The following is a 25,480-nucleotide window of genomic DNA, read 5'->3' as shown; positions in this document are numbered from 1 at the left end:
GCGGCAGCGCTCGCGTCCGCCGTGCCGGGTCGGCGTGGCTGGCGCGGGGCGCGTGGTCGGCCCCCGCCCTCGTCGCGATGTCCCCGCGTCTCGCCCGTCGCGCGCGATCCGCGCGAGACGATGGTCTCGGATGCGGCGCGGGCGCCGGTGGCGCCAGTCCACGGCTGCAGGCGTTGCGGGCGCCGGGAGCGCGGCGAGCACCGGCTTCGTCGGCGCGCCTCCCGCAGACGGGGACGGGGGACGCGACGCTCAGCGCTCACGGCAGCGGCGCTCGGCCAGGAGCAGCCAGGCGAAGGCGCCGGCCATGACGGCCAGGCCGAAGCCGTCGAAGGCGACGAACCGCATGATGCCGCCGGCCAGGGCGGCGTGGTCTGCGGGCAGTCCGGCCAGGATGGCCGTCTCTCCGGCGAGCCCGACAACCTGCTGGGCCAGCACCACGCCGGCCAGCGCGCGATGGCGGGCCGGCCGCCAGATGACCAGCGGGTAGGTGCAGTTCCACATGAGGAAGGCCACGCCCATGCCGCGCGTAGCCGCCTCGCCCGCCACGCCGGTCAGCTCAAAGCCGCCGGCGTACGAGGCAGGGTCGACGGCAAACGATAGCGCGCAGTGCACGTTGACGGCGAACACGAGCGCGAAGGCGGCGCGACAGGCCCAGATGGCGGCCCGGACGCCCGCGTCCGAGCGCGTGGGGGCCGCGGTGCCGCCCGTCCGCCAGGCAGCGGTTCGGGCGGGGTTTGCGCTCGCGCTGATCTTCGCCATGCCGCCTCCTCGCGCTCTCGTGTCTTTCCCCGATGCTAGCACGCCCGCGTTCCGCCCCGCTCCATCGCCGCCAATCCGTTGCCGGGCCGGTCGTCGCGCCCCCCGCCTCGCGAGCATCCTGGGCGAGCGGTCTTTTTCCGTCCGATTCTGCCCCTGCGCGCTTCCGCTCAGGCAAAGTGGCCAAAAATGACGACCTGACGACGTTTTCGGCGCCTTTTCTGCCCTGCTGGAGCCTTTTTCGTTCGAGGCTCTGCGGGGCGGCTCTCCGTGACCTGGGGTTTTGGAGCGTCGCCTTTGCGTCGTTGCGGTGCCTTTGTCGTCAGGTCGTCATTTTTGGCCACTTTGCGCTCAGGTTTTGCCCGCGTCCGACGGTTGCCTGCTGGGTGCGGGGGTTTGGTGTTAGCATGGCGAGCGAGAATGCTGCCGTGGCGCCGTCGGGCGCCGCGCACCGCGCACGAGAGGGGAGGCCCCATGAGGGAGCGTAGGAACACGGTGCTGCTGTTCAGCAAGCTGCCGGAGGCCGGCAAGGTGAAGACGCGCCTGACGGTGCTGAAGGATGGCGTGTTCCAGCCGGACGTGGCGTCGGCGCTCTACCACTGCATGCTGTTCGACGTAGTGGAGATCATCTGTGGCGCTTTCACCGCGCTCGAGGCGCGCCCGCCGGCGGTGGACGCCGCCACGGGCGAGGAGATCCGCGATACCTACGACCTGGTCATCTCCACGGCGCCGGCGGCCAACGTAGAGGCCATGGAGAAGCTGTTCTCCGACGCGGGGGAGTGGCCCCGGCCGCTCACGTTCATCGCCGACGAGGGCGCCAGCTTCGACGAGCACTATAATCACGCCTTCCAGCAGGCGTGGGAGCGCGGGGCCGACTGCATCCTGTCCATGGGCGCCGACATGCCGGCGCTCACGGCAATGGACGTCGCGGCCGGCTTCGACGGGCTTCACGCGCTGGACGCCGTGCCCGGCGGCGGCATCGTGCTCGCGCCCGACCAGGCCATGGGCGTGTCGGTCATCGGCTGGACCCACGATACCGACTTCGACCACACGGGCGTCTACTACAACCGCGATGGCCTGACCGTGCTGCCCGCCTATATCGCCAAGGCGCGCGAGGCCGGGCTGCCGGCGCGCTACCTGCCCCCCATCCCCGACGTGGACACCATGGGCGACCTCATGCACGCGGTCACCGTGGTGGAGGCGCTCAACTACACGGCCGCCTTCGACGGCAACACGCCGCCCTGGCGCACCGCCGACGCCCTGCGTCAGATGGGCTGGGACGAAGTGCGCGTCCCGCCCAACGACCTCTTCGACCCGCGCGACGAGATCGACAAGTAGGGAGCGGGGGCGCTACCCCCGCAGCGCATAGAAGGCCACGGCGCTGGCGGCGGCCACGTTGAGGGAGTCCACGCCGTGGTCCATGGGGATGCGCACCGTGTGGTCGCAGCGGGACAGGGTGGCCTCCGCCAGGCCGTCGCCCTCGGTGCCGAACACGAGCGCGAGCGGCTGCGGTTGCGGCTCGGCGGACGCGCCGAGGGCGGGTGCCCCCGCCGGTTCGCCGTCGCTCGTCGCCGCGCTCGCGCCCGCGGCCCCTTCGTGTGTCGCGCTCCTCGCCGCGGCCGCGCCCGCCCGCGACGGCCGCCCCGTCAGCGCGGCCAGCTCGTCGAGGGTGATCGAGTCGTCCGAAAGCGCCATCGCCGCCGTCGTGAACCCCAGCTCGTGCAGCAGAGGCACGCCCTCGGCCGCCCAGTCGCGCACGTCCTCGCCGATGCGTGTCCAGGGAATCTGGAACACCGTGCCCATGGACACACGCACGGCGCGGCGGTAGAAGGGGTCGTAGCAGGCGGGGCTCACCAGCACCGCGTCCACGCCGAGCGCCGCGGCCGATCGGAAGATGGCCCCCACGTTGGTGTGGTTGGTGATGTTCTCCAGCACGGCCACCAGGCGCGCGCCGGCCACAGCCTCGGCCACGGTGGGCAGCGCGGGGCGGCGGAAGCAGCCGAGGGCCCCGCGGGTCAGCTCGAACCCGGTCAGCCGCGTCAGCTCCTCGCGGGGCGCCACGAACACGGGCAGTTCGGGCGTGACGGCCTCTGCAGCAGCGATGACCGGCGCCAGGGGCTCGAGCCACTTCTCCTCCATGAGCAGCGACACCGGCGTGAGGCCGCCGGCCAACGCCCGCTCGATCACCTTGCCGGACTCGGCGATGAGCTGCGCCCGCTCGGGCTCGATGCGGCTGCGCAGCTGCGTGTCGGTCAGGCGCGCGAAGGCGTCGAGGCGCGGGTCGTCCAGGGAGCTCACGTATTCGAGGGACATGGTGGGGCCTTTCTGCAAGGGTTTGGCGAGATTTTGGACATTTGCTTCGAAATTCCGAGGTAAGCCGTCGTAAAAGGGAGGCTTTTCCTGCCAGGCTGCCGTCGCGGTCGAAATCGACCTGGGCAAATGCCGGAAACCCTGCGACCGACCTGTCCGCCACCTCGGAATTTCGAAGCAAATGTCCAAAAACGGAACGAAAAAAAGCGCGCACCCCGGAGGATGCGCGCCTTCGTGCTCAAGAGCCGTGCGGCTGAGAGCAGCCCTTAGGCCAGGGCGTCGATGAGGGCCTTCATCTGGTTGGAGCCCAGGCCCTGGATGCGACGGTCGGCGGGGATGCCCAGCTCCTCCATGAGCTTCTCGGTCTTGACCTTGCCGTAGCCGGGCAGGGCGCTGACGAAAGCCTTGACCTTCATGCGGCCGACGACCGGCTTGTCGCTCATGTCGAGGACCTCCTTGGGGGTCATGAGACCCATGGAGAGCTTCTTGGTGAGCTCGGAACGCTCGGCGCGGACGATGCGGGCCTTCTCCAGGGCAGCGGCGCGCTGCTCGGGAGTCATGGTAGGTGCAGCCATGTTGTAACTCTCTTCTCTCGTTCTCTGCGCGCTACGTTTCTGAAGTGCGCGCAAACTTGGCCAATAAAACAAGCGGCTACAGATGTTAGTTGAAGTGGGCCGCGTTTGCACGTCTTTTTTGCGAAATAAGCGGTCGGAGCAGGTTTTTCAGCCCGTGCGGGGGAGAAAACGGGCCTTCGGCGCCAAGGAAGAAGGCCTGGTGGGAGAAATTGTGGGGGCGGGGTAACGAATCGGAGGAGGGGCCTCGGCGGTATAATCGAGCCGTCCCAAGCTCCATTCGCGCGCCCCGGGCGCGCCTGTCAGGAAGGCCTGCCATGACCCAGAAGAAGGTCGCGGACATCACGCCGCGCCCCCACCCCGACTTCGATGCCTTCGCGGCCACCATCGAGGCCCTGCGCGCCCCCGACGGCTGCCCCTGGGATCGCGAGCAGACGCACCAGTCCATCGCGCACAACATGATAGAGGAGGCCTACGAGGCCGTGGACGCCATCGAGGCGGGCGATGTGGCGCACCTGCGCGAGGAGCTGGGCGACGTGCTGCTCCAGGTGGTGCTCCAGTCGCAGATAGCCGCCGACGCGGGCGAGTTTGACATCGCGGACGTGTGCCGTGACGTGAACGAGAAGATGATCCGCCGCCACCCCCATGTCTTCGGCGACGCGGCTGCGGCTGACGCCAACGAGGTGCTTGACCTGTGGGACTCGGTGAAGCTGGCCGAGCGGGAGGCCGCCGCGGCCGACGCGCCTGCTGACGTGGAGCCAGCCGGCCTGCTCGACGGCGTGCCCGCCAGCTTTCCCGCGCTCATGCAGGCCCAGAAGGTGTCGCGCAAGGCCGCGGCTGCGGGCTTCGAGTGGCCGACGGTCGACGAGGTGTGGGAGAAAGTGGCCGAGGAGGAGGCCGAGCTGCGTGCCGCCTATGCCGCCGCGCCGAAGTCCGCTGACGGCAAGGTGCTCGTCGAGGCCGATCCCGCCGCAGCCGCGGCAGTGGAGCTGGAGTTGGGCGACGTGCTGTTCTCGCTCGTGAACGTGGCGCGCAAGATGGGCGTCGACGCCGAGGGCGCGCTGCGCGCCACCTGCGTGAAGTTCCGCCGCCGCTGGGCCTTCATGGAAGGCGCCGCCTGGGGGCAGGGGCAACGCGTCGAAGATCTCTCCGCCGCCGAGCTGGAGGAGCTCTGGGCCGCCGCCAAGCTGCTCGACCCGGCCGAGTAGGGGCGTCCTGCCCCTGCGGATGGCATTGCGCCCCGAGCCCGATGCTGAGCTTTGCGGCCGGGGCTCTCGGGCCTGACACGGCATCTCGCGCTTGACTTAAAGCCGACTCCAACTATTACCATGGGAGACAACGCGCTCCGGCGTTTGCCATTTCGAGAGACGAGGAATCCCATGAGAGAAGACCTGGCATCCATTTCCAAGATGGGCTTCGGCTGCATGCGCCTGCCCCTCATCGATCCCGCCGATCCCACCTCTATCGACATCGACCAGTTCAAGGCCATGGTCGACGTGTTCATGGAGGCTGGCAACACCTACTTCGACACCGCCTTCCTCTACCATGGCGGCGCCTCGGAGGCAGCGGTGCGCCAGGCGCTGGTCGAGCGCTATCCCCGCGAGTCGTTTACCGTGGCCACCAAGTGCCCGGCTGCGTTTCTGCCCACCAAGGAGGCCGCCCATGCCACGCTGGCCACGTCGCTTGAGCGGCTGGGCGTTGCCTACCTCGACTTCTTCCTTCTGCACAACCTGGGCAGCACGCGCACGGCCACGTTCGACGAGTACGGCATGTGGGAGTTCGCGCAGCGCGCTAAGGAGCAGGGGCTCGTCCGCAACATCGGGTTCTCGCTCCACGACGGCCCCGAGGCCCTCGACGAGCTGCTGACGGCCCACCCCGCCATGGACTTCGTGCAGCTGCAGGTGAACTACCTCGATTGGGACGACCCCCACGCCCAGGCCCGCCGCCTCATGGAGGTGGCCGATAGCCACGGCGTGCCCGTCGTCATCATGGAGCCCTGCCGGGGCGGGCGCCTCTGCGAGCTGCCCGAGGAGGCGGCCGCCATCCTCGCGGAGGGCCACCCTGCCATCACCCAGGCTGAGTGGGCCTACCGGTTCTGCTGGGACTTGCCCAACGTCATCACTGTGCTCTCGGGCATGTCCACCCTTGAGCAGGTGGAGCAGAACACGGCCTCCTATCGCGCTCGCCGGCCGCTCTCGGCCGATGAGCGTGGTACGCTCGGACGTGCTGTCGAGGCTATTCGCGCCCTCGCCGTCGTCCCCTGCACCGGCTGCGGCTACTGCGTGGAGGGGTGTCCGGCCCACGTGATGATCCCCGATGTGATGGAGATGCTCAACTTGGAGGCCATGACGCGCAATCCGGCCTTCGCCAAGGCCACCTACGGTTGGCGCACCGAGGCTGGCCGCGCATCGTCGTGCATCGGCTGCGGCGCCTGCGAGGCCATGTGCCCGCAGCAGATCGACATCATCCACCAGCTTGAGGTGGCGGCCGGGAAGTTCGAGTAGCCTGGGCTCCCGGCTCCCGGCTCCCGGCTCCCGGCTCCCGCGCTAACCCCACAGCCACGTTTTCCCGGAAAGATGGCACAAAACGGCAGTTTGGTACGGTTGCGCCGCCCCGGTGGAGCCGGCGAGCGTCGGCTCGAAACGCGCGACCTGGGGTTTTGCCGCGCGCAGGCCGCATCGGGGCTGCCTTTGGTCGTCCAGCGGGCTGCCGTGCCGTACCAAACTGCCGTTCTGTGCCATTTTCGGGATGAAAAGTGGCTGCGCCTCCCGCGATCGGCTTTCGTGGGCCCGATCTGACCGCGGAGGAACGTCCTGCCTGCGACGCCTCTACGGCCTCGCCGCCCGCCCGCTAATCCGTAAACACGCCCGAAACACGATAGTTGTTTGATAAGGGTGCCCGGAAACACCATAATGAGCGAATCACTGCTTTAGCGTGTTGGAGCGCATAAGAGGAAAGGGGAAACCTGATGAAGATGAAGAAGTGGGGCGTGCTCGCGGTCAGCGCCGCGATGGTGGCCGCCCTGGGTCTGTTCGGCTGCTCCGGCGGCGACGCCAAGCCGGCCGAGGACAAGAAGGCTGAGGAGCCCAAGACCGAGGCGCCGGCCGAGATGACCCTCATGAAGGAGGGCACGCTGACCATCCTGAGCTCGCCGGATTACCCGCCGTTCGAGAACCTGGAGAACGGCGAGATCGTCGGCTACGAGGTTGACCTGTTCAACGCCATCGCCGATGAGATGGGCTTGAAGCTGGAGATCCAGCCGCTGCAGTTCGATGGTATCATCCCGGCCATCCAGGCTGGCGGCCAGGGCGACGTGGGCGTTTCCGGCTTCTCGGTTGACCCCGAGCGCGCCCAGCAGATCGACTTCACCGAGACGTTCTACATTGACGACCAGGCCGTGGCCGTCATGAACAGCAACACCGAGATCACCAGCGACAACGCCGCCCAGGCCCTGAACCAGGAGGGCGTCATCATCGCGGTTCAGTCCGGCACCACGGGTGAGGCCTACGTTCAGGAGAACTTCCCCAACGCCACGGTTCAGCCCTACGGCAACGGCACTGACTGCTTCGCTGCCATGCAGTCCGGCCAGGCCACGGCCGTGTGCACCAACCTCGCGGTGGTGAAGCGCATGCTGGCCGACGCGTACCCGGATGCCCACATGGTGCTCGAGATCGCTACCGGCGAGGAGTACGCCGCCGTGGTCTCGAAGGACAACCCGGAGCTCACCAAGGCGCTCGACGCCGCCATCAAGAAGCTCCAGGAGAACGGCACCATCGATCAGCTGCAGGACAAGTGGTTCTAATTCTCGCCTGCAGACATCGCTAGGTTTCAAGGCCCTCCGGTGCCCATCGGCTCCGGAGGGTCTTTCCCGTCCAAGACCCGTTTTTGAGGTTAGGCTATGAACAAGACTCCCTGCTTCCCCCCAGTATTCTCCGGCTCTGCTTTACGGGCCCTTGGTCGCTTGGCGTCGGTCGTGCTGGCAGCGATGATGCTGCTGGCGCTGGTTCCGGCCTCGGCGCTGGCCCTCGACACCGCCAAGTGCACGGCGCGCCCCAACGGCTCCACCGGATCCGAGGTCTACGGCGGCACGGAGACGCGGGTGACCTGGGAGGGCCAGGCTGCTGCCGACGAGGCCATCACCGGGCTCTCCATCGTCTTCCCCCGGGGCACTACCTTCAACGACGACACTACCGGCAAGGCGCGCATCACGCTGCTCACCGCCGACCAGAGCCAGCGCCTGGGCTTCTTGGACGCCGACTATTCCCTTGATGGCGAGACCTTCACCGCCACGCTGGACGAGCCGGCCCAAGCCGGCGGCTACCTCCGGGTGGAGATCTACGGCGTGTTCTTCCCGGTGGCGGGTGGCGAGATGGCCCTCAACGGCAGCTACGCCTTGGAGGACGGAACCACGCTGCCGGTGGAGGACATCCAGCCCCTGACTGTCACCGGCGTGTCCACCACCGGCCAGATCACCTCGTGGCTCTCCGATCAGGAATGGGTGCAGGCCTGGAACTCGAATCGCTTCCTGCGCATGTTCCTGAATCCCGTCATCATCGTGGACAGCTTTCCCATCGTGTTCCAGGGCTTCCTGATGGCGGTGGCCATCGTGGCCATCGCCTTCCCTCTGGCCATCCCGCTGGGCCTGTGCCTCTCCCTCATGCGCATGGCTAAGCTGCGGGTGCTGCGCGGCTTAGCGTCGCTCTACGTGAACGTGGTGCGCGGCACGCCGTTGTTCCTGCAGATCTACATCGCCTTCTTCGGGCTGCCGCTGGCCGGCCTCAGCATCGACAAGTTCCCCCTGGGCGTCATCGTGCTGGCCATGAACTCCGCCGCCTACCTCTGCGAGATCTTCCGCGCCGGCATCCAGTCCATCCCGGCGGGGCAGAACGAGGCGGCGCGCTCGCTCGGCATGAACGCCGCGCAGACGATGATCTTCGTCATCATCCCCCAGACGGTGCGGCGTGTGATTCCCACCATGACCAGCGAGTTCATCCTGCTGTACAAGGATACCTCGATGCTGGCCGCCGTGGGCGTCATGGAGGTGGTCATGTACGCCAAGACCATCGTGGCCTCCACCGGCTCCATCACGCCCTACATCGTGGCTGCGTGCTTCTACCTGGTGATCACCCTGCCGCTGGCGAAGGTGGTGGGCCGCCTGGAGGCGCGTCTTGCCGGCGGCGGTCGGCGACGCAAGCGCCAAGGCGGCGCCGGCGCGGCTCGGCCGCTGCAAGGGACGGACTCCGCGGGTGTCACGGCTTACGTCACCGACGCGCTGACCTCGCAGCCGGTGATCAAGAACGATGCCCCCGACGCTGGCCGCTAGGCCCCGAGCCCCCAAGGAGGACCTCATGGACGAGAAGACCGGCGCCGCCGGCAGCCACGTGAACTATGACGAGCCCGTCGTGCGCATCGAGGGGCTCAAGAAGGCCTTCGACGACAACATCGTGCTGCGTAACGTCAACCTGGAGGTGTATCGCGGCGAGGTGGTGGTCATCCTCGGGCCGTCCGGCTCGGGCAAGTCCACCATGCTGCGTTGCATCAACCTGCTGGAGACGCCCACCGACGGGCGCATCTTCTTCGAGGACGCCGAGATCACGGGCAAGAAGACCGACATTAATAAAGTACGCGCCCAGCTGGGCATGGTGTTCCAGAGCTTCAACCTGTTCCCGCACCTCACGGCCAAGGGCAACGTCATGCTGGCCCAGCGCAAGGTGCTCGGCCGCTCCAAGGAGGAGGCCGAGCGCATCGCCGTGGAGGAGCTGACCAAGGTGGGCCTGGGCGAGCGCATCGACTACAAGCCGGCGGAGCTCTCCGGCGGCCAGCAGCAGCGCGTGGCCATCGCGCGCGCCTTGGCCATGAGCCCGCATGTGATGCTGTTCGACGAGGCCACGAGCGCGCTCGATCCTGAGCTCGTGCGTGATGTGCTGGGCGTCATGAAGGAGCTCGCCCGCGGCGGCATGACCATGATCGTGGTCACCCACGAGATGGGCTTCGCCCGCGAGGTGGCCGACCGCGTCATCTTCATGGACGGCGGCGTCATCGTGGAGGAGGGCACGCCGGAGGAGGTCTTCGACCACCCCCAGTCCGACCGCACGAAGGACTTCCTCGGCCATATCGCGTAGGGGATCGGTGCTGGCGCGGGCGTTCGCTCCGGCCCGCTGCCGGGCCCCGCGGGCAGTTGGCTCGCGGGGCCTTCTTGTGTCGGCGTGCGGCCGCGTCGCGGCAGCCTTCGCTCCTTCTCCTCTCCCGAGTGCGCCGAGGGCGGCCGTCGTGCACGCGGCTCCGCCTGCGCTCCGGCGGCCGCGCGGCCGCGTCGCGCGTCCGTCCTCCTTCGCTGGTCTGCGGTTTTCCCATCGGCAAGGTCAACTTCGTCATACTTAGTTAATGCGCCTGTTACCAAAAGGTGGTATAACGTCACTGCACGTAATAACGAAAGGAGATTTTCATGACGAAAATCGTCAGCTCGTGGAACGACTGGGATCCGCTGAAGCGCGTCATCGTCGGCCGCTGCGACAACTCCGTCATTCCGCCGGAGGAGCCCGCCACCTCCGAGAAGGTGCCCGTTGATTCCGAGATGCGCGGCATGTGGGGCCTCCGCCCGCTCGAGACCGTCGAGCGCGGCAACGAGTGCCTCGAGAACCTCGTGAAGATCCTCGAGGATCACGGCGTCATCGTCGACCGTCCCACCCCGCTGCAGTGGAACCAGGCCATCGGCACGCCGGACTTCCGCAACGACTCCATGATGACCTGCATGCCCCCGCGCGACATCCTGCTGACTGTGGGCAACGAGATCATGGCCGCTGCCAACTCCTTCCGCTGCCGCTACTTCGAGTACCTGGCCTACTGGCCGCTCATGGAGCAGTACTTCGAGGAGGATCCGGCGTTCAAGTGGACCCAGGCCCCCCGCCCGCGCCTGACCGACAAGTCCTACAAGCACAACTACTACGACGAGAAGATCTCCCTGGAGGAGCGCCTCGTTCGCACGGCCAACAAGGACTTCGTCACCACCGAGGTGGAGCCCATGTGGGATGCCGCCGACGTGATGCGCATGGGCAAGGACCTGTTCATCCAGCACGGCCTGACCACCAACCGCTCCGCCATGGACTGGTTCCAGCGCTACTACCCCGATCTGCGCGTTCACGCCGTGAACTTCCCCGGCGATCCGTATCCCATCCATATCGACGCCACCTTCGTGCCGCTGCGCCCGGGCCTGATCATCAATAACCCGGTGCGTCCCCTGCCCGAGGAGCAGCGCGCCATCTTCGAGGCCAACGACTGGCAGATCGTCGAGGCTGCGCAGCCGGCCCACACCGAGCCGCCGGCGCTGTGCTACTCGAGCGTGTGGCTGTCCATGAACTGCCTGGTGCTCGACCCGAAGACGGTCATCGTGGAGGCTTCCGAGGTGTACCAGCAGGAGCAGATGGACAAGCTGGGCATGAACGTCATCCCTTGCGACCTGCGCGACGCCTACCCGTTCGGCGGCGGCCTGCACTGCTCCACCGCAGACGTCTACCGCGAGGGCGAGTGCGAGGACTACTTCCCGAACCGCGTCCCCGACCCGACGCTCGTGCGCCCGGAGATGTGGTCCTAGGCCGCAGCTCGCAAAGGCGCCGGGATGCTTACGCCTCAGCGCTGATCTGGACGAAGGGGCCCGCTTGAGAGAGCGGGTCCCTTTTTTTGTGCCCTCGCGGGGGGTGAGGGGGGCGGTTGGGGCGTGGGGCGGGGTGTGGCGGCCGAGCGAGTTCGCGTGAAACTGTGCAAAATCGACGACTTTGCGACACACTCACCGGCAACACCCTAGGCAGGCCCCGCAAATCACCAGGTCAACGGGAGTCCTGACTCTTCCCGCAACGAAAACGCGCCGAAAGGGCCGCTGAAATCCCCCGCGTTTGTCGCAAAGTCGTCGATTCTGCACAGTTTCGGCGGCATTGGGCACGTTCGCGCGTGCGGCTGGCGCGGGCGCGAGGCGATGGGCGCGGCGGGACGGTGGCCGTCTGTCGGGGGCGAGCCTGGCGACCTCGGCGAGCGCCGACGGAGGCGGGGGGCGATGGATGTGGGGCGCGAGGCGGGGCATCAGGCCGCCAAGCCCGGCGGGCGCGGGCGTGCCGGGGCCCCGCCGGCGATCCAGCCGACGCCTCCCGCATCAGTGCGAGAGCCAGGATTCGCCTGCCGCGGGCGGCCCGCTCCGGCTTGCGCGCTGCCCCGCGAGGCCCTACCCGGTGAAGATGCCGGCCCAGGTGGTGGCGGCCCGCTGGACGATGCCCACGAGGCGCACGCCGGTGGCCGGCAGGATGACGTTGTGATACAGCAGGCGCACGGTGGGGCCCACTACCAGCAGGTTCACCGCGATGGCCACGGCCACGGAGAGGGGAGCCTCGGCGGCGATGACGGCCAGCGCTCCGTCGGGGCCTTGCAGCAGCAGCGTGACGACGGCGCACATGAGCGGCGCCATGATGCTCACGTTCAGCGCGGCCATGGCGACGTTGAGGGCCGCTCCGCGAAGATGCGGGCGAATCCAGCGCCCGGCTATGAAGCCCGCGACGCGGTTGGCGAAGCCCAGCTTGAGCGCCACCGCGATGCAGTAGGAGAGCGGATAGAGCCAATGCGAGGTGAGGAAAAAGGAGATCCCGCTATGGCGCACCCCGTTGAAGGTGGTCATGATGGTGACCATGCCGCCTACCATAAGCAGCAGGAAGAGGGCGCCGCCGGGACCGTCCTTGGGAGCGGGGACGGCGCCTCGCAGGCAGTCGAGGTAACCGTAGCGACGCTCGCGGGAGGCGACGGGGCGAGACGCGCTCGCCGAATCGAGCGCGCAGGAGGTCGGGGCCTGGTCGGCCCGCTTGTTCATATCAGTGGATTTCATGGCTCCAGTGTACCCCCGCGCCTGGGTCGGCCATCAATCCTCCACAGCCTTATTCCACGAGCGACGGCGGGCGGCGCTCGTGGTGGTCGCGCATCGCGCCCGGCAAAGGAGAATGAGCGCTGCCCCATGTTCCCGAGGGCTTGGCCCGTGTACAATGGCGGGGCTGATCTTGAGGGAAGGACGCGCGGTGGCGAACGACGACTACCAGATGAACCGGCGCCTCGGCGTGGCCGCGGTGCTGGTGGCCACGACGGGCATGGGCCTGTCGGGCCTGCTCACGCGTGGTGCCACGCGCGTCGACTTCTTCGGCGCCGAGCTGGTGGGCGGCGAGTCCGTCGGCGCCTTCATGACTGTGGGGCGTATGGTGATGGGGCTCGCCCTGTTCGTCGCGCTGCTGCTGGCCACGGGCAAGGGCGGGCTCTTCCGCCGCACGCGGCTCACGCCTGCCATCGCGCTGGGCGGTCTGCTGTCGGGCGTCTCCTTCGCCTTCTACATGGTGGCGGCGCTGCTGACCACGCTCGCCAACGCGGTGTTTCTCATCTACACGGGCCCGCTGTTCTGCACGCTGCTCGCACGCGTGTTCCGCAAGGAACCCATCAGCCGCTTTCAGGGCATGTGCTTGGGGGCCGTGTTCGTCGGCATGCTGCTGACCTCGGGGCTCGTGAGCTTCGATGAGGCGGGCCTGACGGTGGGGTCGCTCCTCGGCGCAGCCTCCGAGGGATATCCGCTCCAGGGACTCGGTAACGCCATGGGCCTGCTCTCGGGCGTGCTCTACGGGGTATCGTTGTTCTGCAACGGCTATCGAAAGGACTGCGACTCCACGGTGCGGGGCGTGTGGAATTTCCTGTTCGCCAGCGCAGGCTCGCTGGCCGTGGCCGTGGCGATGACCGGCGCGTGGCCCCTGGGCGAGGTGGCGCTGGCGCCGGTCAACTGGGCCTTCGCCGTGGCGCTGTGGGTGATCTGCGGGCCGGTGGGCATGGGCTGCTTGCTCGTGGCGGGGCGCAACTTGCCCGCTGTGGAGTACGCCACCATCTCGTACTGGGAGTGCGTCGTGTCGCTGGCGGCAAGTGCGCTCGTGTTCGCCGAGCCGCTGTCGGCCGCCACGCTGGTCGGCGGCGCGCTCATCATCGCCGGGGGCGCCCTGCCTGCGCTGAGCGTCCTGCGCGCGCCGGCCGCCCAGCCCGATGCCGCTGTCGCGCCGGCATCGACACCGGCGCCCGCCGAGGCGGAACTCGACCTCGACTTCGATCCCCGAGGCGCCTAGCGCGTCCGGCGTCGGCGTCCTCGCTAGGTACCGCCCGCCCCGCGCGCTCCCTGCCTCGGGTGCCCCCTGCTCCCGCCCTGCGCGCCCCCGCTTCGGCCCTCGCCCCCCCCGCGTGTGCCCCCCCCTCCGCCTCTCCCGCCGTCTGCGGCCCCCCTCGCGCTGGTCTCGCCTGAAACATGGCCAAAAACGACGACCTGACGACACTCGCGCGCTCGCGCATCGCGGGTTTTCGCGCAAAACCCCAGGTCACGATTTTCACGCATGAGGCAAAACGTTCCCCCGCCGCGAGATTCGCCTCCCTGCCGTCGTCAGGTCGTCGTTTTTGGTCATTTTCCGCGTCAGATTCGCGCAAGCCAGCAAAGCCTCCCTGCTCTGCGAGCCTTGCCCGCGGTATGATTTCGCCCCTGCCTGCCAGGAGGGCCCATCGACGGTACCTCCATGCGCCATCTGCGGAAATACCGACGGCCTCACGTGCCACGCCTCCGGGCGGCTCGCTTGTTGCGTATGAGTCTCAACGTTTCGTTCAATCCCCTGCAAGGCCCCGCTTCTGGTGCCCTGGCCGGCGCGTTTGGCACACTGGCCCCGTATTCGACGGCGACGGGAGATAGGGGATCTCATGACGCTTTCCGTGTCGAAGTTCGGTGTTCAAGCGGGCCAGCTCACTCCCGCGCAGCGGTGGCTCTGCTTCTCCGCGCTGTTCTTCTTGGGCTTCACAGCCACGTTCAACCAGTTCAAGGTGGCGCCCGCCATCCAGTACATCGGCATCGACCTGGGCATACCCGTTGACATGCTCAGCCAGATCATGGGCGTGTTCTCCATCGCGGGCATGCTCTTGGCCTATCCGGGGATGTGGGTGATGCAGCGCTGCGGGGTGAAGTCGTCCATCGTGGCAACGGCCTGCATCCAGCTCATCGGATCGGCGGTGTGCGCCGTGGCCACTACCGCACCGGTGTTCCTGGTGGGTCGCACGCTCGAAGGCGTTGCCTACGGCCTGGTATGCGTTATCGGGCCCAACATCATGCCGCGCCTGTTCCCGCTGCGCAACCAGGGGGCGGCCATGGGCATCTGGTCGCAGTGGACGCCGATGGGCGTGGTCATCGCGTTCTTCTCGGCGCCGCTCATCTACGACGCGGCCGGCGGCGTCAACGTGGCGTTCTCGTGGCAGCCTATCTGGTACGTGTCGCTCGTGATGGAGGCCGTGGCCATCCTGTGGCTGCTCGTCAGCTGCAAGATGCCCGCTGTGCCCGAGAACGAGCTGGTGGCCGGCGACCCGTCGCGCCGCCGCGCGCCCGGACGCAACTTCCTGCTGGCCGGCTTCATGGTGTGCGCCGTGTTCTTCGTGTGGGTGTACGTGTACGTGGCCAACATCAACACGCTCTACCCGACGTTCCTGCAGAACGTGAAGGGCCTCGGCGTGTTCGACTCCTCCATGCTGCCCAACTGGACGGCCATCATCACCATTCCGCTCGGCATCGTCTTCGGCATCTTGGCCGACCGCTACCGATTCCGCAAGGCCATGGTGGTCGTGGGCTACCTGATCGTGGCCGTGAGCGTGGCGTTCTTCTTCTACACCCCCGGCGCCGACATGATCGGCCCTTGGGCGGGCTGCGTCCTCATGGGCCTGGCGGGTGCCCTCGTGCCCACCGGCACCCGTGCCATCGCGCCGGTGCTCGTTCCTGAGCCGCGCAAGACCGACCTGGTGCTGGCCACTATGGCGTTTGCCACGGGGCTTGCGCAGGTGGTGGGCGGCTATGTGGTGTCGCCGCTCGTGACGCAGCTCGGCTATCAGGTCAACGCCCAGGTCATCCTGGCCCCGATGGCGGTGCTCGCCGCGGTGCTGGTGGCCGTGTTCGTGAAGTCCGACCGGGCCGTGGCCCAGGTGCGCGCCGAGGAGGAACGCGGTTAGAGCCAGGTTTCGGCGCCATTTTGGCAGTAATCGGCAGTTTGGTACGCCTGGTTGCGCCTAAGCGCGTGTGGTGCCGCGCAAAACCCCAGGTCGGCGAAAGCTAGGAAGCCGGCGAGACGCTCAAGCAGCCGCCAGGGCCGTCGAAAAGCGTACCAAACTGCCGATTACTGCCATCTCAGAGGAAAAAAGTGGCAGTGGCCCCGGCCTGCGGGCTGGAGGCGCCCGAGAAAGTCCGACAGGTGCGAAGAGAGGAGACCCATGAGGACCAAGGACAGAACCGTCGTGCACAACCTGGGCCTGGAGGCCTGCGGCGGCGGCGCCAACATGGTGGCGGCCGACGTGCTCGACGGCAAGCTGGTACGCATCCGCCCGATGCGCTTCGATGGCGACTATACGGAGGAGGAGCTCAACTACTGGCGTCTGACCGGCCGTAACGGCATTACGTTCGAGCCGGGGATGAAGACGCCCACGCCCAACTTCCCCCTCACCTACAAGCGGCGCACCTACTCGCGCAACCGCGTGCCGTTCCCGATGCGCCGCGTGGACTGGGACCCGGAGGGCGAGCGCAACCCGCAGAACCGCGGCACGAGCAAGTACGTGCGCATCAGCTGGGACGAGGCCTGCCGCCTCATCGCGGCCGAGATTCGCCGCGTGCACGAGGAATACGGCCCCTACTCCATCCTCTGCCAGGCCGACGGCCATGGCGAGAGCAAGGCCGTCCACTGCTGCCATGGCTGCCAGACGCGCTTGCTCGACCTGTGCGGCGGCTACACGGTGCAGGCGCGCAACCCCGACAGCTGGGAGGGCTGGTACTGGGGCGCCAAGCACGCCTGGGGCATGGATCCGGTGGGGCAGAACACCTTTTCCACCAACACCGCCCAGGACATCGCGCAGAACTGCGACGCAATGCTCTACTGGGGCTGCGACCTGGAGACCAACACGTCGGCCTGGGGCGGCCAGCTGGCCAGCCGCCTGGCGTACTGGTTCGACGACTGCGGCGTGAAGCATATCGCCATCGCGCCCGACTGCAACTACACCGCGGTGGTGCATGCCGACAAGTGGCTGCCCGTGCTGCCCAACACCGACGCGGCCCTGCAGCTGGCCATCGCGTACGTGTGGATGACCGAGGGCACCTATGAGAAGGAGTACCTGGAGACCCACGCCATCGGCTTCGACTGGTTCGAGTACTACGTGCTCGGCAACGAGGACGGCGTGGCCAAGACGCCGGAGTGGGCCGAGCCTATCTGCGGCATCCCCGCCTACAAGATCAAGGCCTTGGCGCGTTACTGGGCCAAGCACAACGTGTCCATCGCCCACTGCAACGGCGGCTCATTCATCCGCAGCGCGTTTGCCACGGAGCCGGCGCGCCTGGAGGTGTACCTCATGGCGATGCAGGGCATCGGCATGCCGGGCCGCACCACCATCAAGTTCATCGAGTGGACGCTGTTCGGCATGGCGTCGTGCAGCCCGCTGCCGCCGTCGAAGGTGGCGCCGTCCACGGCGGCCTGCTTCAACGGCTGGGTGATCGGCTCCAACCCCGACCACACCATCGCCAAGTGCCACGTCCACAAGGCGCTGCGTGGTGAGCGGCTTTCCTGGTACGGTCACGGCACCGCCGCCAACGACCGTCCCGACCAGTTCATCGAGCTGGAGTTTCCCGTGGGCGACAACGCGCCGGTGAAGATGCTCTGGTCGGACAACCCCGCGTTCTCCACCAGTCTAAACGGTGGCAACGAGTACCTCGACGCCCTGCGCAGCGAGAACCTGGAGTGCTACGTGGTGCAGGCGCCCTGGTTTGAGGACGATGCCCGCTTCGCCGATATCGTGCTGCCCATCACCACCAAGTTCGAGTCGGCCGACTTCGGCACCGACGCCGACTCGGGCCAGTGGAACGCCGTCATCTACGAGGAGCAGGCCATCGAGCCGGTGGGCGAGGCCCGCACCGACTGGGAGGCGGTGCAGTCGGTGGCGCGGGCGCTCGAGTCCTACGGCGGCGTCTACGAGAACCTGTGGCAGCGCCTGACCGAGGGGAAGGATACCGAGCAGCAGGTGCGCGAGGGCTACGAGGCCTGCGGCATCCCCGAGGCCGAGCGCGACTGGGAGGCGTTCAAGGAGCGCAAGTACCAGCTGATCCCCACCGTAGAGGGCTGGGAGCAGCAGCGCGTGGGCCTGTCGGGCTTCTACGAGAACCCGGAGGCGTTCCCGCTGTCCACCCCCACGGGCAAGATCGAGTTCTATGCCACGGGGCTGGCCGAGCACTTCCCCGACGACGCCCTCCGCGGGCCGGTGGCCCACTGGATCGAGGCGGGCGACGGCCACGATGACCGCCTGTCGAGCGAGCGCGCGCAGGCCTACCCCTTCCTCGTGGAGTCCAACCACCCGCGTTGGCGCGTCCACGCCGAGTTCGACGACGTGGAGTGGTTCCGCGAGATCGAGACGTGCAAGGTGATGGGCCCCGACGGCTACGCCTACGAGCCCGTGTGGCTCAACCCCGCGGATGCCGCGCGCCTCGGCATCGAGAGCGGGGACGTGGTACGCGTGTTCAACGAGCGCGGCGGCGTGCTCGGCGGCGTGCGGGTGACCGAGCGCGTGCGCCCGAGCGTGGTGTACATGGACCACGGCGCCAACAGCGACCTCATCGTGCCGGGCATCGGCGGCCTCGACCGCGGCGGCGACATCAACCTCATCTGCCCCACGGCCACTACCTCGCGCAACGCGAGCGGCGAGGTGACGAGCGGGTATCTGGCCGGCGTGGAGAAGGTGGACGTCTTCGAGCTGGCGCGGCGCTATCCCGAGCAGTTCGCCCGCGGCGCCAACCGCGGCGGCGCCGGCGGCGACGTGCGCGATTACCTGGAAGGGGAGGAGTAGGACATGAAGACCATCCTGGTTGACCTCGACCGCTGCAACGGCTGCTTCAACTGCCAGCTGGCCTGCAAGGACGAGCACTGCGGAAACGACTGGCGCCCCATCGCGGCGCCCCAGCCCACCACCGGCCAGTTCTGGTGCCGGGTGGACCAGCGCGAGCGCGGGCGCGTGCCCGTGGTGAAGGTGGCCTACACGCCGGTGTTCTGCGGCATGTGCGACGACGCGCCGTGCCTGGCCGCGGCCACGGACGGCGCCGCCTATCGGCGCGAGGACGGGCTCGTGGTCATCGACCCGGAGAAGGCGCGCGGCCAGCGGGCCATCGCCGAGGCGTGCCCGCTGGGGCTCGTCTACTGGAACGAGGAGCTGGAGACCCCGCAGAAGTGCACCGGCTGCGCCCACCTGCTCGACGACGGCTGGACGGAGCCGCGCTGCGTGGACGCCTGCGCCACCGGCGCCCTGCGCTACGTCGACGCCGAGGAGGCCGCGGCCGAGCTGGCCGCCGCCGAGCCGGCCGATGAGCTGGCGGATCTGGGCTCGCACGTGCGCTACCTGCACAAGCCCCGCCGCTTCGTGGCGGGTGCCGTGGCCGACCGCTCGGTGAACGAGGTGGTCATCGGCGCGCGCGTGACCGTCCGTGATGAGGGGGGCGCCGTGGCGGCCGAGCTGGCCACCGACGAGTTCGGCGACTTCTCCTACGAGGGCCTGGCCGAGGCGCGCTACCGCGTGTCCATTGAGGCAGACGGCTACGTGCCCGTGGAATTGGAGGCCGACTGCACGGAGCACGACGTGGTGTTCGACGATGTGCTGGTGGTGCGGGCCGACGTCTAGGACGGACGGCCCTGCGGGGCGCGTGAGGCGCGCCTCAGGGGATGGAGGGCCCGCGCCCCGCGCGCGGGCCACGTGGGGGCGGCGCGCGGCGCGGCCCCGGAAGGAGCTGTATCTATGAAGCAGAAGAGCATGCCGCTGCGCCTGGGCATCACGCTCATCGGCCTGGCGGCCATCGCGGCGGCCTACCTGGCCCCGGCGCCGGCCGGCCTTACGTCGTCGGCGCTTACGGCGCTCGTCGTATTCCTCGTGGCCATCGTGTTCTGGGTGACCGAGGTCATGCCCATCGCCATCACCGGCTGGGCCATGGTGGGGCTCTTGCCCCTGCTGGGCGTGCTCACGCCCGACGAGGCGTGGGCGGCCTCCATCAACAACGCCATCATCTTCTACCTGTGCTGCTTCGCGTTCGCCTGCTTCATCGGGCGCTCGTCCATCGCCACCCGGCTCACGGGGATGATCCTGCGCTGGGCGGGGACGAACTCGTCGCGCGTGCTGCTGGGCTTCATGGCGGTGACGGCGCTCATCTCGTCGCTCATGGACAACCTGCCCCTGTGCGCCGTGATGCTGCCCATCGCCTATGGCGTGCTCGACGCCAACGACACGCCCCTCGGCCGCAAGTCGCCGTTCGCGAAGTGCCTGGCTATCGGCATTCCGTGGGCCGCGGCCATCGGCGGCATGATGACGCCCGCCGGCTGCATCATCAACGTACTCACCCTGAGCCTGCTCGAGCAGAGCTTCGGCCTGCAGATCAGCTTCGTGCAGTGGATGGCCCTCGGCATTCCCGCGACCATCATCCTCGTGCCGGTGGGCTGGCTCGCGCTCACGCGCATCTTCAAGCCTGAGGCGCTCTCGCAGCAGGCGGTGGACGCCGGCATCCGCCAGGCCGACGAGCTGCCGGCCATGCCGCGCACCGAGGTGGCCGGCGTCATCGTGATGCTCGGCACGCTGGCCGTGTGGGTGGCCGGGTCGTGGATCCCCGTGCTCAACACCACCGTGGTGAGCCTGGTGGCGCTCGGCCTCATGTTCTTCCCCGGCGTGGACGCCATCCAGTTCGACGACTTTCTGGCGGACAGTCCCTGGGGCATGATGCTGCTGATGATGGCCGTGAACGTGCTCGTGGCCGGGCTTGTCGTCACCGGCGCCATCGAGTGGGTGGTGGCCGTCATCATGGCGCCCATGACCGCATGGCCGCTCGTGGTGACCATGGTGGCCCTGTCGGTGATCGCCTGCCTGCTGCACAACGTCATTCCCGCCGGCCCTGCCTGCGCCGGGCTCATCGCCGTGCCCTTCGCCACCATCGTCGTCTCCATGGGCGGCAACTTGGCGGCGGTGTGCGCCATGGTGGCGTGGTGGTCGGCCATCGCGTTCATGCTGCCGCTCGACGGCGTGCCGCTGCTGTCCTACGCGAGCAGCCGCAAGTACTTCTCGTTCGGCGACATGCTGAAGGTGGGCTGGGCGCCCAGCGTGGCCCTCGTCATCGTCACGGTGACGCTCACGCCCGCCACCTGCCTGCTGCTGGGCCTGGCCTAGGGCCTGCTGGGGCGCGCGGGGCGCGGTCGGCCGACCGCGTGGCGGGCGGATCTGCCCGCAGATCCGGCTCGCGCTCGCGCCGCGCCCCGCTTGCGGTGTCCTGCCGATGCTTTGCCGTTCGCGCCCAAGGTGGTACCCTCGCCTTGGGCGCGGCTCTTTGTGGGGAAGGATGGGCGGTATGAGGACGAGCTACCTGCGACACTTCGTGGATATAGCCGAGCTGGGATCCATCGCGGCGGCGGCCCAGCGCAACTACATCACCTACCAGGGGATGAGCCGCTCGCTCTCGGTGCTCGAGACCGAGTTGGGGTGCGAGCTGTTCAAGCGTACCCCCAACCGCCTGACGCTCACCTCCTGCGGTGAGGCGCTGCTCGGCGACGCGCGGGAGATGCTCGCCCTCCAGCAGCGCATGACCGAGAAGGTGGCCGCCTTGCGCGAGCGCACCGTTCAGGCCTCCGAGCTGCCCATCAACGTGTTCCTCAACAACATTGCCTTCGACGCGGCGCTGTTCAGTCCCCTTACCGACAGCTTCGAGGGCATCTTCGCCAACGCGCGCTACCTCCAGTGCGACAACGCCGGCGTGGTGGACAACCTCATCGCGCGGGCCGACGACGGGCAGAGCGTCAACCTGGGGCTGCTGTGCCTGTTCAGCACCGACGACCAGCGCAACGAGGAGCTCGTGGAGCGCCTGCGGGCCAACGGCTTCGTCTACCAGCCGTACCTGCACTCCTTCGACTCGGCGCTCGTGTCGAGTCGCTCGCCCCTCGCGCGGAAGAAGGCGCTCAGCCGGGCCGATGTGCTCTCGCAGCCCATCGTCTCGTCTGATGGCGATGTGCGCCGTGTGGCCGAGCGGCTCTTTGGCGAGCAGGCCATCCGCATGGTGACGAGCGACAGCGCCTTCCGCTTCCGCGTGGTGGCCAACAACGAGGGCATCACCTTCGTGCCCGCCTTCCACGTGCTGGTGGACGCGGCGGGGATGGAGCGCGACGCCACCGTCATGGTGCCGCTCAAGGAGCCCTACTACCTGGAGGTGGGCTTTGCCGCCCGGCGCGAAGTGTGGGAGAGCCCCTATATCCGCAGCGTGCTCGCGCGGCTCAACGCCTACTACTCGCGGTTTGCGGACTCGCCCTACCTCACCCTCATCGCGAGCGACCTCACGCTGATGCAGCTTGCCGACGGGGAGCAGCGCGGCTGCGACGAGCATCGGCTGAGCGTGCTGGCGGCCACCTACGACCTCTCGCCGCGCGAGCGTGACGTGTTCCGCCTGCTCGCCGACGGGTTGACCGCCGAGCCGGTGGCCGAGCGCCTGTGCGTGTCGGTGCCCACGGCCAAGAGTCACATCTACCGCATCTACAAGAAGCTCGGCATCCACTCCCAGAAGGAGCTCATCGTCCTGGCGGCGGGGGAGGACGTCGGCTGACGCGCTCGCGCCTGTTTCGCGCCCCGGGGGCGGCCTGCGCCCTGGAGGCGGCTGCGTCCTCGGGGGAGTCCGCGTCCCGGTGCGCCCCCACTACTCGGTGCGCCCCCTGTCCCGCCCCCCGTCCCCCCCCGCGCTGGCTTCGTCCGCAAAAGTGGCCAAAAATGACGACCTGACGACAAAAGAGGGCGCGTATTTCACGGCATGAGGGCGATTTGTTCCCCAGGGATAACCGCGACCTGGGGTTTTGCGCGGCGATCTGCGATGCGCAGGCGTTCAGCCGTCGTCAGGTCGTCATTTTTGGCCACTTTTGCCGGGCCGATCTGCGCGCAACGTCGCTCGCTCCACGTTCGAGCGTCGGGAGGGCGGCTGCCGAGGTTCGCGGAGGGCGTCCAGCCCGCCGCCCTCCTGCGCAGGGCACACGAATGCCGTTGGGTTAATTTCCGGGGCGCGTGTCCTCCAGGTGCGGTATGCTAGAGCCGGCCCTCGGGGGAGGGGCACGTTCGTTAACAAGTAGTCAGCAGGTCGATGCGCTGGATGCACCGCCACGGGCGGCAAGGCAAGGCATCTGCGGCGCGGTGGCACGCGGCACCGACCCGTAGACTGGTTAGTTGGCTCTCTTGTCCTTCACTCGAGGCGTAACTGTCCGCGGGTTCGCCGACGCCCGGCTTCGGCGCGTCCTCGTTGGTTGGGAGAAGCTATGAGCCAAGCCACCGCCGCTCCGGAGAGCGGCATCGTCAAGAAGGTCGCGCTCTCGTCGTTCCTCGGGAACTTCATCGAGTGGTTCGACTACGGATCCTACGCGTACTACGCCGTCATCATCTCGGCCGTCCTGTTCTCGGCCGACGACCCCGACACCGCCGACCTCATCGGCACGTTCGCGGTGTTCGCCATCTCCTTCGTCATGCGTCCCATCGGCGCCCTGTTCTGGGGCTCCATGGGCGATAAGAAGGGGCGCAAGTGGACGCTGTCGGTGTCCATCTTCCTCATGTCAGGTGCCACGTTCCTCATCGGCTGCTTGCCCACCTACGCGGCCATCGGCTTCGGCGCGCCGCTGCTCCTGCTGCTGCTCCGCATGATCCAGGGCTTCTCGGCGGCTGGCGAGTACGCTGGCGCGGCCACGTTCCTGGCGGAGTACGCGCCCACCAAGAAGCGCGGTCTGTACTGCTCGCTCGTGCCGGCGTCCACGGCCGTGGGCCTGCTGGCGGCCTCGGCGCTGGCCTTTGCCACCACCGCGCTGCTGTCGCAGGAGGCTGTGCTCGGCTGGGGCTGGCGCATCCCGTTCCTCCTGGCCGGCCCGCTCGGCTTCATCGCCCACTACATCCGTACCAAGCTGGAGGACTCGCCCACCTACCAGGCCATGCAGGAAGTCGTCTCCGGCGAGGAGGGCGACACGCCCCATCCCGTCCGCGACCTGTTCCGGGGGCACCTGCGTGAGCTCATCATCTCGTTCGGCGCCTGCACGCTCAATGCCGTCGGGTTCTACGCGGTGCTCACCTACCTGCCTACCTACCTTGAGACCGCGGTGGGCATGCCCACCGGCGAGGCGCAGATGGCCACCAACATCGCGCTCGTGGTGTACGTGGCGTTCATCTTCATCTCAGGCAAGATGTCCGACCGCTTCGGCCGCAAGAAGATGCTCGTCACGGCCTGCGTGCTGTTCGTGCTGCTGACGGTGCCGGCGTTCATGATCCTCAACACGGCGCAGTTCGGGCTCGTGCTGCTGGCGGAGCTGGCGCTGTGCTTCATCCTCACGCTCAACGACGGCACGCTGTCGTCGTACCTGACCGAGACGTTCCCCACTGAGATGCGCTACACCGGCTTCGCGCTGTCGTTCAACCTGGCCAACGCCATCTTCGGCGGCACGGCGCCCATGATCAGCACGTGGCTCATCGCCGTGACCGGCTCCACCATGTCGCCGGCCTGGTACATGGTGGCCGTGGCCCTCGTGGCGCTCGTGGCCATGGCGCTGTCCCACGAGAACTCCCACAAGCACCTGGACGAGATCTAGGGCGCTTCGTTTACGCGTGATGCGAGGCGGGGGCCATCTGGCCCCCGCCTCGCGTTTTATGGGGCGCTTACGTCTGAAGGCGCCTGTCAGGCATGCGGTCTTCTCGTCCCTTGGGAGGGCTTTGCGGCAGCGAGGCTGTCTCGCCGCCATTGACGCACTGGCTCCCAACCCGCTATGTTGAGAGGCGACCATCGCAATGAGCGCGGGCGCTTTGCCTGGCAACGGACGGGAGGAGCTGGTTTCCATGCCGAAGAAGTTCCTGGTTTGCTGCGTTGTTTGTTGCCTGGGCCTGATTGGCGCGCTCTCTCTAGAGGGGTGCCAGACTTCATCTCCTGAGGCCAAGGACATCTATTCTGCTGACTTGTCTTCGGGTGATCAGTCTTCTGATGAAGATCCTGCCGTATCTCTTGCGAAGTGGGTAATACGCAATCAGCGCGAAGAAGATCCCCTGTGGGGAGTTGGAGTCGCATCCTCCGCTTCTCCGGTCGATGATTTCTCAATTGGAGATCCCCTGCCGTGGTACCAAATGGACGAGCGAGGCATTCAGCGACTGGGCTTTGACAGTTTCCCGGTATTCAATAACGGCGTCCCCATTGCGCTGCTCTCTTTTGACAAAGGAGGAGATGGTGAGGGAGAGAAGAGCGCCCCGAGGTTCACTGTTGACTTGCCGGAGGGAAGTGACGATCTGCTAGGTGAGCTTCCTTGCCTCTTTCTGTTGGTGAGCGAGGAATCGGGCTCAAGGGAATGGCTGCTTTCAGATAACGGGGAGGGCGTTCTTCTTTCGGGGGATGAGCCTCTTGGCGGTGATCCTCAAGAACTTGTATCTCGTCTTGAGAAAGAGGTGGAGTATGTGAGCCAGGGGTCGCTCACCCATTTCGCAATGGATGAGCCGAGCTGCGCTCCAAAACTTTGATGCGATGAATAAAGGGCCAAAGCGCAAGGTGCCGCCCCCGGAGCTACTCCGGGGGCGGCACCTTGCGCAACTCGCACGCAAAAAAGAGGGCCCCACTGAATGAACTAGACCCCAAAAGTGAGACGGCAAAATAAAGTTCTCAAGCGGCTCTTATGGAATGGCCCCGGTACTGTGAACTGCGTCCCAAAACTTGGACGAATTAGTAAGGACTAAGCTGCTAAGGACTGATTTCGGAATTCCTCCGGAGT

Annotated in this window: 19 protein-coding genes; 15 read left to right on the top strand and 4 right to left on the bottom strand. The window is 67.5% G+C overall.

The window, feature by feature from the left end:
• Positions 1 to 249: 249 nt before the first annotated feature.
• On the bottom strand, positions 250 to 759 hold the full coding sequence (locus tag D1643_RS04790) for a hypothetical protein (RefSeq protein WP_236643376.1): 510 nt from the start codon (positions 757 to 759) through the stop codon (positions 250 to 252).
• 471 nt (positions 760 to 1,230) lie between these two features.
• Between D1643_RS04790 and D1643_RS04785 the strand changes: the two genes are divergently transcribed.
• Complete coding sequence (locus D1643_RS04785; RefSeq protein WP_160709177.1) at positions 1,231 to 2,094, top strand: DUF2064 domain-containing protein; 864 nt, start codon at positions 1,231 to 1,233, stop codon at positions 2,092 to 2,094.
• Between the two features lie 12 nt (positions 2,095 to 2,106).
• Here D1643_RS04785 and D1643_RS04780 read toward each other — a convergent pair whose 3' ends face one another.
• Positions 2,107 to 3,069, bottom strand: coding sequence for an RNA methyltransferase (locus D1643_RS04780; RefSeq protein ID WP_160709175.1), 963 nt, complete (start codon positions 3,067 to 3,069; stop codon positions 2,107 to 2,109).
• 263 nt (positions 3,070 to 3,332) lie between these two features.
• Positions 3,333 to 3,641 carry an integration host factor, actinobacterial type gene (gene mihF, locus D1643_RS04775; RefSeq protein ID WP_160709173.1) on the bottom strand — a complete coding sequence of 103 codons (309 nt, stop codon included), beginning with the start codon at positions 3,639 to 3,641 and terminating at the stop codon, positions 3,333 to 3,335.
• 314 nt (positions 3,642 to 3,955) lie between these two features.
• Here mihF and mazG point away from each other — a divergent pair, with 314 nt between their 5' ends.
• The 6 genes from mazG to D1643_RS04745 all read left to right on the top strand — a co-directional run bounded on the left by mazG (position 3,956) and on the right by D1643_RS04745 (position 11,229).
• Positions 3,956 to 4,846: a nucleoside triphosphate pyrophosphohydrolase gene (mazG, locus tag D1643_RS04770; protein ID WP_160709171.1), complete on the top strand. Its 891-nt coding sequence runs from the start codon at positions 3,956 to 3,958 to the stop codon at positions 4,844 to 4,846.
• Positions 4,847 to 5,017: 171 nt separating this feature from the next.
• A complete protein-coding gene (locus tag D1643_RS04765; protein WP_160709169.1) occupies positions 5,018 to 6,142 on the top strand; it encodes an aldo/keto reductase in 1,125 nt (374 codons plus the stop codon).
• Between the two features lie 464 nt (positions 6,143 to 6,606).
• Positions 6,607 to 7,440: an ABC transporter substrate-binding protein gene (locus tag D1643_RS04760; RefSeq protein ID WP_160709167.1), complete on the top strand. Its 834-nt coding sequence runs from the start codon at positions 6,607 to 6,609 to the stop codon at positions 7,438 to 7,440.
• A gap of 171 nt (positions 7,441 to 7,611) precedes the next feature.
• A complete protein-coding gene (locus D1643_RS04755) occupies positions 7,612 to 8,961 on the top strand; it encodes an amino acid ABC transporter permease (RefSeq protein WP_201750965.1) in 1,350 nt (449 codons plus the stop codon).
• Positions 8,962 to 8,986: 25 nt separating this feature from the next.
• Complete coding sequence (locus tag D1643_RS04750) at positions 8,987 to 9,760, top strand: amino acid ABC transporter ATP-binding protein (RefSeq protein ID WP_160709163.1); 774 nt, start codon at positions 8,987 to 8,989, stop codon at positions 9,758 to 9,760.
• 323 nt (positions 9,761 to 10,083) lie between these two features.
• The gene (locus tag D1643_RS04745; protein ID WP_160709161.1) at positions 10,084 to 11,229 is read left to right on the top strand and encodes a serine/threonine protein kinase; all 1,146 of its coding nucleotides are present in this window, start codon (positions 10,084 to 10,086) and stop codon (positions 11,227 to 11,229) included.
• A gap of 621 nt (positions 11,230 to 11,850) precedes the next feature.
• Here the strand turns inward: D1643_RS04745 and D1643_RS04740 are convergent.
• A complete protein-coding gene (locus D1643_RS04740; RefSeq protein WP_160709159.1) occupies positions 11,851 to 12,501 on the bottom strand; it encodes a hypothetical protein in 651 nt (216 codons plus the stop codon).
• A 187-nt stretch (positions 12,502 to 12,688) separates the two neighbouring features.
• Here D1643_RS04740 and D1643_RS04735 point away from each other — a divergent pair, with 187 nt between their 5' ends.
• From D1643_RS04735 to D1643_RS04700, 8 genes are all read left to right on the top strand, one after another.
• Complete coding sequence (locus tag D1643_RS04735) at positions 12,689 to 13,765, top strand: DMT family transporter (RefSeq protein ID WP_201750964.1); 1,077 nt, start codon at positions 12,689 to 12,691, stop codon at positions 13,763 to 13,765.
• Between the two features lie 616 nt (positions 13,766 to 14,381).
• A complete protein-coding gene (locus D1643_RS04730; RefSeq protein WP_160709157.1) occupies positions 14,382 to 15,671 on the top strand; it encodes an MFS transporter in 1,290 nt (429 codons plus the stop codon).
• 258 nt (positions 15,672 to 15,929) lie between these two features.
• Complete coding sequence (locus D1643_RS04725) at positions 15,930 to 18,539, top strand: molybdopterin-dependent oxidoreductase (RefSeq protein ID WP_160709155.1); 2,610 nt, start codon at positions 15,930 to 15,932, stop codon at positions 18,537 to 18,539.
• A 3-nt stretch (positions 18,540 to 18,542) separates the two neighbouring features.
• On the top strand, positions 18,543 to 19,364 hold the full coding sequence (locus tag D1643_RS04720; protein WP_160709153.1) for a 4Fe-4S dicluster domain-containing protein: 822 nt from the start codon (positions 18,543 to 18,545) through the stop codon (positions 19,362 to 19,364).
• Positions 19,365 to 19,478: 114 nt separating this feature from the next.
• Positions 19,479 to 20,891, top strand: coding sequence for an SLC13 family permease (locus D1643_RS04715; RefSeq protein WP_160709151.1), 1,413 nt, complete (start codon positions 19,479 to 19,481; stop codon positions 20,889 to 20,891).
• Between the two features lie 178 nt (positions 20,892 to 21,069).
• Positions 21,070 to 22,311 (top strand): LysR family transcriptional regulator, encoded by a 1,242-nt coding sequence (locus tag D1643_RS04710; protein WP_160709149.1) that lies wholly within the window; start codon positions 21,070 to 21,072, stop codon positions 22,309 to 22,311.
• A gap of 697 nt (positions 22,312 to 23,008) precedes the next feature.
• Complete coding sequence (locus D1643_RS04705; RefSeq protein WP_160709147.1) at positions 23,009 to 24,319, top strand: MFS transporter; 1,311 nt, start codon at positions 23,009 to 23,011, stop codon at positions 24,317 to 24,319.
• Positions 24,320 to 24,563: 244 nt separating this feature from the next.
• Positions 24,564 to 25,232: a hypothetical protein gene (locus D1643_RS04700; RefSeq protein WP_160709145.1), complete on the top strand. Its 669-nt coding sequence runs from the start codon at positions 24,564 to 24,566 to the stop codon at positions 25,230 to 25,232.
• Positions 25,233 to 25,480: the final 248 nt, after the last annotated feature.

It is taken from the genome of Enterorhabdus sp. P55 (assembly GCF_009911695.1).
GTDB lineage: Bacteria > Actinomycetota > Coriobacteriia > Coriobacteriales > Eggerthellaceae > Enterorhabdus.
Note: the sequence above shows the minus strand (reverse complement) of the source record. Positions and strands in the feature narration are given on the sequence as shown.